The organism is Rhodoferax sp. GW822-FHT04A08 (assembly GCF_058801025.1).
The window spans coordinates 1-473 of the sequence record NZ_JBXAMW010000082.1; the positions used below are offsets into that span (position 1 = coordinate 1).

1 protein-coding gene is annotated in these 473 nt (G+C 64.5%); it reads right to left on the minus strand.

What is annotated here, in order from left to right; translation table 11 throughout:
- Positions 1-38 precede the first annotated feature (38 nt).
- A partial coding sequence (locus AC1RMF_RS26675) for a (2Fe-2S)-binding protein (protein ID WP_493145585.1) occupies positions 39-473 on the minus strand: 435 nt, incomplete at its 5' end.

Sequence of the window (473 nt, forward strand, 5' to 3'; positions counted from 1 at the left end):
GCTGGCCGCATACGATGAAAGAAACATGTCCATGGTCTTCAGGCCGCTTGGGCGGTCGGGGTAGAAAGGTTGGAGGGAGTTACGTTGCGTACCATGCGCTGCAATTCCGGTACACAGGAACCGCAGTTGGTGCCGCAGCGCAGGGCGCCTTGCAGGCTGGTCAGCCGCTCGGCATCGGTTCCGCTGCAATCGGCCAGTTTTTCAGCGATCGCGATGTCCCGGACATTGAAGCAGGTACACACCACCTTGCCCAACGTCACCACCGGCACCGGAGGTTTGCTCACCGGCAGCAGCAGGGCGCGGCCATAGGCCTGGGTGGCCTGCTCGTCCCGCAGCAAGCCGCTGATCCACTCCTGGGCACTGGTATCCCCCGAGAGCAGGAAGCCATCGAGCAGGGTGTCGTCATGGGTGTGGCGCAGCCGCATGGTGCGGTGCTGCCCGCGCTTGGGGTCGGCATAGCGCAGCACCTGGGC